Annotated in this window: 1 protein-coding gene; it reads left to right on the top strand. The window is 48.1% G+C overall.

What is annotated here, in order from left to right; genetic code table 11:
• The coding region (locus tag J502_RS17045; RefSeq protein ID WP_249301655.1) for an Ig-like domain-containing protein at positions 1–370 on the top strand (370 nt) is incomplete at both ends.

Here is a 370-nt window from a genome sequence, read left to right as displayed (position 1 = left end):
TATACGTTGACTGATGCAGCAGGTAATGAAAGTGCACAGAGCCCAGCAATAACAGTTACTGTAGATACATTAGCACCGGCTACTCCTTCTGTACCGAGTGGTTATCTGGACAATGTTGGACCTGATCAAGGAATCAAGGGGTCAGGAAGCAGCACAGATGATACGACACCAGGTGTTGTGATTTCTGCACCGGGTGCAGGTGAGACTCCGACCTTGTATGTTGATGGTGAGAAGGTAGCTGCAAGCTATGATCCTGTAACCGGTACACTAACGCCTACCACTCCGCTGGCAGATGGTTCACATCAACTGACTTATACGTTGACTGATGCAGCAGGTAATGAAAGTGCACAGAGCCCAGCAATAACAGTTA

This window comes from Acinetobacter sp. 1294596 (assembly GCF_000582925.1).
Taxonomy (GTDB): Bacteria; Pseudomonadota; Gammaproteobacteria; order Pseudomonadales; family Moraxellaceae; genus Acinetobacter; species Acinetobacter radioresistens.
The sequence above is the reverse complement of the archived record's forward strand: the minus strand, read 5'-3'. Positions and strand labels throughout refer to the sequence as shown.